This window comes from bacterium, assembly GCA_024224155.1.
Taxonomy (GTDB): domain Bacteria; phylum Acidobacteriota; class Thermoanaerobaculia; order Multivoradales; family JAHEKO01; genus CALZIK01.
The window spans coordinates 45,058-51,950 of the sequence record JAAENP010000127.1 but is presented as its reverse complement, the minus strand read 5'-3'; the positions used below and the strand labels follow the sequence as shown (position 1 = coordinate 51,950).

Genomic DNA, 6,893 nt, shown 5'->3' with positions numbered 1-6,893 from the left:
TGGCTCCCAGGGCGGCGTAGAGGGTGCCCAACACAGGACCGAAGATGCGCCCCGCAAGAACATCGAGCGGGAACGTCGGCACCGGCAGGACAACGGTAGTCGCCATGACAAAGACGAAGACCAGTGGCGCTAGCGGGCCGGCGGCGCGAAGTCGCTCTTCGATGCGGGCTTCTTTGAACATTGCGCTGAGGTGGAAATGCCGCTCCAAGAGAATTGCCATTAGCACCAGGCCCGAGATCGCGAGAATCCGAAGGACTAGCTTGGCCGTGGGTCGCATGCCGGCTCCAACCATACAGATTGCTGAACGGCCACCTCTAGCCCGTTCCGGCCGGTTCGGCTCCCCGCCGCCGCTCCATCAGCTTCCCGTACCAGCTCTCCAGTCCACTCACGACCGAGAGCAGAACGACAACCACCAGGGCCAGCAGAATACCGGTGATCGGATAGCTGCAGCCGATCAGAATTCCCAGAGCGCCTTGAAACCAGATCGTCGCGGCCGAGGTCAGGCCACTGACCGAGCCGGCTCCGCGGATGATCGCCCCGGCTCCGAGAAAGCCGATGCCGGTGATGATCTGACTCGCGATTCGAGTCGGATCTCCGGGAATCGCCGCGACCTCCAAGATCAGGTGCCCGCTGGCCATATAGGTGGTGGCGCCGGCGCAGACCAAGGTACACGTTCTGATCCCGATCGGGCCCCCATGGTGTTGGCGCTCGAGGCCGACGATGGCTCCACTGGCAAAGGCAGCCAGGAGAAGTGGCAGAAAGGATAAAAACCAGCCGCCCAAGCCTGATAGTTCTTGCATTGCTCTCACTCCTTCGCTGTTTCGCTCCGCACGATATCCGAGTTCTTGCCGAAGCCACGCGTGAGCCTCTGGTTCGGTTATTTTTTTCAGTTGGCGTCATCGAGTACTCCCGAGCCCTTAGAATGTCCAGAATCTCTCGGTGAGGGCCGCCCGTACAATTCGAAGTGACCGGTCTCGAACCGGGCGGCCCCTTGTCCTGAGGTGAGTGAAGATGTCCTGCCACTTCTTACACATCCATCGGATCAGCCCAAATGTCTGAATCTCGTCTTCTGGGCGACCCCGACCTCCCCGAGCGGATTCGCGAGCGGGACCGCGACGCCCTAGCCACCGTCGTCGACGCCTATCTCGACCAGATCGTCCGCGCCGCGCGCGGCGCCGGACTCAACCAGCACCAGGCCGAGGAAGTCGCCCAGAACACATTCGCCACGTTCATTGAGACCGCGCATCGATTCGAAGGACGCTCCCACGTCCGTACCTGGATCTTCGGGATTCTCTACCGCAAGCTCCAGGAAGCTCGCCGCGGCTTCGCCAAGGACCGCCGACTGGACGACATCGACGAGGTGTTCGAGGGCCGATTTGACAACAACCAAAGCTGGAGCCGGCCGCCAAAAGGCCCGGAGGATGAGCTGTTCGCCAAAGAGGCTCACCGCGAGATTGGCGACTGCCTCGAGGCAGTGCCCGATCGACAGCGCATGGCATTCGTACTGCGGGAGATCGAAGGACACTCGACCCAGGAGATCTGTAAGATTCTCGAGGTTTCCGCCACTAACATAGGAGTCATGCTGTTTCGAGCCCGCAATCGGCTCCGAGAATGTCTGGAAACCAAGTGGGAGAACGCCTGAGCGCCATGCCGACTTGCCAAGAGATTTCCCGCTCCATCGGTTCCGATGAGTTGTCGACCGCCGATTGGCGCCGGCGCCTGTCGATCAAGCTTCATCTCCTGATGTGCCGCCATTGTCGGCGCTACGCCCGCCAAATCCAGGCGATCGGTATTGCGACGCGAAGGATTCTGGGCAAAGACCGTCTCGATGCCGACTCACGAGAACGGCTCCGCAACTCCATTCTGGAACAGCTACCACCAGCCGAGAGCGGCGATACGGACCCCAACGTGTAACGAATCGTCTCCCTTCGACACTCACCTTGCGATCCGGTATTGGAGCCGGACAGAAAAAGTAAACAACTGAAGGGAGACAACACAATGTCACGAGTCATCTATCGCAACCGCTCGGTTCTGGCCTTGCTTCTCGCAGTGGCGCTCGTCGCCTCGCTGGCGCCGAATGCGGTCGCATCCGCCGCCTCGGAGAACGCGAACTGGGGCACGGACGCCGCTCACACCGAGATCAACTTCTCGATCAAGCACTTCTTCACGCCGGTTACCGGCAGCTTCGAGGACTACGAGATCGACCTCGACTACAACGCCGAGAATCCGGAGCAGAGCACGGTCGAGGCCCGCATCAAGGTCGCGAGCGTCAACACCGGCAACGAGAAGCGGGACAACCACCTTCGAACCGCCGACTGGTTCGAGGCCGAGGCCTACCCCTACATGACGTTCAAGAGCACCTCGGTCCGCCAAGCAGGTGACAACCAGCTGATCGCCTCTGGCCCGTTGACGATCAAGGGCCAATCGCGTGAGGTCGAGCTTCCGATCACCCTCCTCGGCAAGCAGATGATCCCGGAGCAGATGCAACAGATGCTGGGCGGCACTAAAGAAGTTGCCAGCTTCAAGGCATCGACCGCCATCGATCGCGGCGATTTCGGCGTCGGTACCGGCAACTGGGCCGCGACCATGGTCGTCGGCGGCGAAGTCGATATCGAGATTCTGCTCGAAGCCCACAACAAGTAGCCGTCGGACCGGCGAATTCCACATTGCCATCAAAGCCCCCGGCCGGAGCTCCCGTGGCTCCGGCCGGTTCGCCTTCGCCGCGATGGCGTACCCTGCACACATGAAGTTCCACAACCTCGAAGAACTCCAGCCCCTCGACCATCACAACCTCCGTCTGGCCGCGAACGTCAGGCCCGAAGACTGGTCGAACCCCGAACCGCGAGGCCGCTACAACCTGGTTGTCATCGGCGCGGGCACGGCGGGCCTGGTAGCGGCCGCCGGCGCGGCCGGGCTCGGCGCACGGGTGGCACTTGTCGAGCGCAAACTTCTGGGCGGTGACTGCCTGAATGTCGGCTGCGTGCCTTCGAAGGCCCTGATTCGATCGGCCCATAGCGCCGCCGAAGTCAGAGACGCCACTCGGTACGGGATCCGAGTTCGCGGAGAAGTCGACGTCGACTTCCCGGCTGTGATGGAGCGCATGCGCCGGCTCCGCGCCGACATCAGCCCCCACGACTCGGCGGCCAGGTTCACCGAGCTCGGGATAGACGTCTTCCTGGGCAAGGCGCGTTTTGAAGAGAAGGGAGTCGTCACTGTCGGAAACACCGAGCTTCGCTACGCGAAGGCGGTGATCGCGACCGGAGGCCGGGCCGCGGCGCCACCGATCCCGGGTTTGGACAAGGTCCCCTATCTCACCAACGAGACCGTCTTCTCCCTGACCGAGCTTCCTCGTCGCCTGGGCGTCATCGGCGCCGGCCCCATCGGCTGCGAGCTAGCCCAGGCTTTCGCCCGTTTCGGATCCGAGGTCTTCCTGGTCGAGGCCGAGCATGGCGTTCTGCCGCGCGAGGATCCGGACGCCGCGGCCCTCGTGCGGACCGAGCTCGAGCGCGACGGCGTGCAGGTCCTGTGCTGCGGGCGTGGACTTCGCTTGAAGGAGCAGGACGACGGCATTCACCTCCAAGTCGCCAGCCACGGCGGCGACTATGACGTCGCGGTCGATCGCCTGCTGGTGGCCGCGGGGCGGAGGCCCAATCTCGAGGGACTCAATCTCGAAGCGGTCGGTGTCGCGTTCGACAGCACGGGCGTGACGGTCGACGATCGCCTGCGCACGACCAACCGCCGCATCCACGCCGCCGGGGATGTCTGCTCCGCGTTCAAGTTCACTCACGCGGCCGATGCGATGGCCCGGATCGTCATACAGAACGCCCTTTTCTTCGGTCGCTCGAAAGTGAGCGCCTTGAAGATCCCCTGGGCGACCTACACGATGCCTGAGGTGGGGCACGTGGGCCTCTACGAGAGCGAAGCCAAGGAGCGTGGGATCGCCATCGACACTTTCCGTGTGGACATGAGCGGTGTCGATCGGGCCATCCTGGACGGAGACGACCAGGGGTTTCTCAAGGTGCACGTCAGGAAGGGCACCGGCCGGATCCTCGGGGCAACCGTCGTTGCCCGCAACGGGGGCGATCTGATCTCCGAGATCACCTTGGCCATGGTCGCCGGCAAGGGCCTCGACACCTTGGCTCGGACGATTCACCCCTACCCGACCCAGGCGGAGGTCATCAAGAGAGCCGGCGACGCCTACAACCGCACACGGCTGACCCCTCGTGTCGGCCGGCTTTTCGAGAAGATCCTGGCCTGGCGCCGCTAGCTCTTCACTGTAAAAGAACCTTGGGAACCCGACGACGCAAGATGCCTTTTTCCTGCGCTCTTTCCTCCGCACCTACTGCGTGGCGGCTGCCAAGTGCGCCGACAACCTCGGCCTGGTCGTCGTATCCCACCGGCTGATAGACGGGGTGCCGGAGGAGCTCGAGCTACACGCCGGCTACGCCGAGAGCCTGGGCATCGACCTCCCCGCGATGAGAGGCGCCGGGAGATGACCGTCTTCATGGCCGCCAACGCTCCCTCGCTGAGCAAACGGGAGTCGTCGGCGAGGGAGCGGCGCCACACGACGAGGAGTCTGCACCGAAACCGGTACAGATCAGTGCCACAAGGAGCGCTGCCGTGAGAAAGCGTCTCATCCCGTTTCGACAGAGCCTTCGCGTCGCGACAAATAGAAGAAGTCCCGGTTGTCGGCGTAGCCGAGAAACCGCGGGATGACGAGCATGCGTATTCTCAACCGCCCAAACATCGGGGCCGTCATCAACTGGGCTCATGGACAGGATGGAGACCGATTCACCGGCGGCGTCAGCCTGCCTTTTTGAGAGTGGCTAGGTTGCTCGAGAACCGCTCGCCAGCGTAAGAAGTCTCCCAAAGGTCGCACTCACGTGCAGGCGGAGGGGCCCGAGTACCGCCACACCAGCCGGCTCGGGCCCAATCTCTCGCCGAAGGTAACGAGATATTGTTGCGCCAGCTCGCGGAGGTCCACCGGCTTTCTGACGAGCAGGTGACTCGAGTCCGATCGATCTTCGCCAACTCGGGGTTTATCGGTCAGGGAAACCCGGCAATCACGGTCCATCCGGCACGTGCCAAGAAGTGTGAGGCCGATCCTGCCCTGCCGAGAATCGGCAGGATCGGTTTCCAAGGCCCGGACTTCGAGCGGATCTGCGGCGCCCCGTACATGGCGCCACTGTACGACCTAAGGACGGCTGTCGCCGAAGAAGGTCGAGCGTGCATCGATCAATTCGAGTTCCCGGATCTCCCGGGTGTGTATCCCGTGGTGTGGGTACGAGCCAAAGAGGCGGCCGAGTTGTGCGAGGCAGTCGGCAAGCGGCTTTGTGACGCACACGAATGGGAAGGAGCTTGTGCGGGGCGGCTCGAGCCGCCCGACTACAACTTCGAGCTGGCGCGGGGAGTCGATCCGGCAACCGCGGTCAAGCGGATGCGAGCCCGTCACAACCGGCTCCACGCACAAGACAAGGTGTGGAGCTACGGCTCTTCGTACCGCACCGGAGTTTGCGCCGCTTCCAGCCGCAAGAGCCCGGAGTGCGGCGGAGGGGACTGGGCCACCTGTGGTTCGAATACCTTCCCGGCCGGCTGCTTCCCGGAGTGCCGTACCTCGTTAGGGGTCTACGATCTGCACGGCAACGCCGCTGAGCACATGAACCTCCCCCTTGATGAGAGCCAGATGAGCAGCGGGGGTCGCGGCAGCGGGTACCTAAGGCGAGGGCACGGCTATACCGAAATGAAGGGGAGCTGGTTCATCTTCGACGGCTACAAGGCGCACGAGGATCACTGCCGCTGGCGAGCGCCCTTCTGGCACGGCAGCCGGGTGATGGCTGAGCATAGTCACCGCAACTACCATCTCGGCTTCCGGTGCTGCAAGACGATCGAACGAAACTGAACGCGAAAGAAGATACTGCTGCGGGACTCGAATCGGTCCTAGAGCTCGGCCCACAGGCCAATCGTAAAGGCCGACTCCGTCTCTTTGAAGAACTCTCCAAGCGGCACACGTCCGTCGTAGTACTGGATTCCCAGACGCCACGTACGACCGTCGGAGACTACCTTCACACCCGCTTGAATGGAGACATCCGTCCTCCAGTCGCGCTCTTCCCAAGACGAGATATCGGTCGCGGCGTACCAACCCGAGAGCATTTTCCACCGAGTCCTGGGCGACTCGAACTCGAAACCCGCCTGCGTGCGTAACGGCTCCATCGAGCCGTCCTTTGCCCTCAACTCGTAGCCCCAGCCGGTTTCAAGATAGGTTCGCCATCTTGGGGCGAACTGCCAACTTACGGCTCCAAGCGCCTCCTCGCGCGTATAGTTGACGCGCTCGCGCCCGGTCCGTTGAATCCACTCATCGCCGATATGAGCGGAGGTGTGAAGCATGCCGGTCTTGTAGGCCCACTTGCCGTCTTTTCTCGCAGTGGTAAGGGTCAAACCGTAATTGCCGTCCCAACCTGTATTGTCCTGACCGCTGCGGGAGTCGAATTGAGCATCGAGCCCCGCTTCGAGGCTGAGCTGCCACATGCGGCCCTTGGGTGTCTTGGGCAACCGTCGAAGGATGCCGAACCGTCCACCCAGCTTGAGGTAGAAGCGGCGATCGCCGGCCTGCTCGATATCGGTTGAAGTGTAGCTCTCGACCAGAAGACCTGACCCCGGTCGGTGGGGATCGGCGATGAACGGCCTGACGAGGTACCCCGATGGAAAGAGGAGTAATGTCCGACCGGATTCGGAAGGGGTCCGATTCGCTTCAACTTCGCCCTGCTGTGCAAGGCCAGGAGAGCTGAAGCTGAGAAGGAGGATGAACACGACGCCGTATAGGCCGGGGTTCACTGGGCGAGAGGCTCTCATGCCAAGATGCTCGGTCGGGCAGAGTCGATCGTAGCCGCCTCAAG

Annotated in this window: 8 protein-coding genes; 5 read left to right on the top strand and 3 right to left on the bottom strand. The window is 62.7% G+C overall.

What is annotated here, in order from left to right:
- A partial coding sequence (locus GY769_07280) for a hypothetical protein (GenBank protein ID MCP4201721.1) occupies positions 1–277 on the bottom strand: 277 nt, incomplete at its 3' end.
- Between the two features lie 37 nt (positions 278–314).
- Positions 315–800 carry an MgtC/SapB family protein gene (locus tag GY769_07275; protein ID MCP4201720.1) on the bottom strand — a complete coding sequence of 162 codons (486 nt, stop codon included), beginning with the start codon at positions 798–800 and terminating at the stop codon, positions 315–317.
- A gap of 251 nt (positions 801–1,051) precedes the next feature.
- On the opposite strand from GY769_07275, the gene GY769_07270 reads away from it, so the two are divergent.
- The 5 genes from GY769_07270 to GY769_07250 all read left to right on the top strand — a co-directional run bounded on the left by GY769_07270 (position 1,052) and on the right by GY769_07250 (position 5,899).
- Positions 1,052–1,642 (top strand): sigma-70 family RNA polymerase sigma factor, encoded by a 591-nt coding sequence (locus GY769_07270; protein ID MCP4201719.1) that lies wholly within the window; start codon positions 1,052–1,054, stop codon positions 1,640–1,642.
- 356 nt (positions 1,643–1,998) lie between these two features.
- Entirely contained in the window at positions 1,999–2,643 is a 645-nt protein-coding gene (locus GY769_07265) for a polyisoprenoid-binding protein (protein MCP4201718.1), read from the top strand.
- A gap of 100 nt (positions 2,644–2,743) precedes the next feature.
- Positions 2,744–4,267: a mercuric reductase gene (locus tag GY769_07260; GenBank protein ID MCP4201717.1), complete on the top strand. Its 1,524-nt coding sequence runs from the start codon at positions 2,744–2,746 to the stop codon at positions 4,265–4,267.
- 52 nt (positions 4,268–4,319) lie between these two features.
- Complete coding sequence (locus tag GY769_07255; GenBank protein MCP4201716.1) at positions 4,320–4,496, top strand: hypothetical protein; 177 nt, start codon at positions 4,320–4,322, stop codon at positions 4,494–4,496.
- 464 nt (positions 4,497–4,960) lie between these two features.
- Complete coding sequence (locus GY769_07250) at positions 4,961–5,899, top strand: hypothetical protein (GenBank protein MCP4201715.1); 939 nt, start codon at positions 4,961–4,963, stop codon at positions 5,897–5,899.
- A 38-nt stretch (positions 5,900–5,937) separates the two neighbouring features.
- Here GY769_07250 and GY769_07245 read toward each other — a convergent pair whose 3' ends face one another.
- The gene (locus GY769_07245; protein MCP4201714.1) at positions 5,938–6,831 is read right to left on the bottom strand and encodes a DUF1207 domain-containing protein; all 894 of its coding nucleotides are present in this window, start codon (positions 6,829–6,831) and stop codon (positions 5,938–5,940) included.
- Between the last annotated feature and the right edge of the window lie 62 nt (positions 6,832–6,893).

Excerpts from the sequence above, each read along its gene's own strand:
- GY769_07275 (MCP4201720.1), bottom strand. The coding sequence starts at position 800 with ATGCAAGAACTATCAGGCTTGGGCGGCTGGTTTTTATCCTTTCTGCCA.
- GY769_07270 (MCP4201719.1), top strand. The coding sequence starts at position 1,052 with ATGTCTGAATCTCGTCTTCTGGGCGACCCCGACCTCCCCGAGCGGATT.
- GY769_07265 (MCP4201718.1), top strand. The coding sequence starts at position 1,999 with ATGTCACGAGTCATCTATCGCAACCGCTCGGTTCTGGCCTTGCTTCTC.
- GY769_07260 (MCP4201717.1), top strand. The coding sequence starts at position 2,744 with ATGAAGTTCCACAACCTCGAAGAACTCCAGCCCCTCGACCATCACAAC.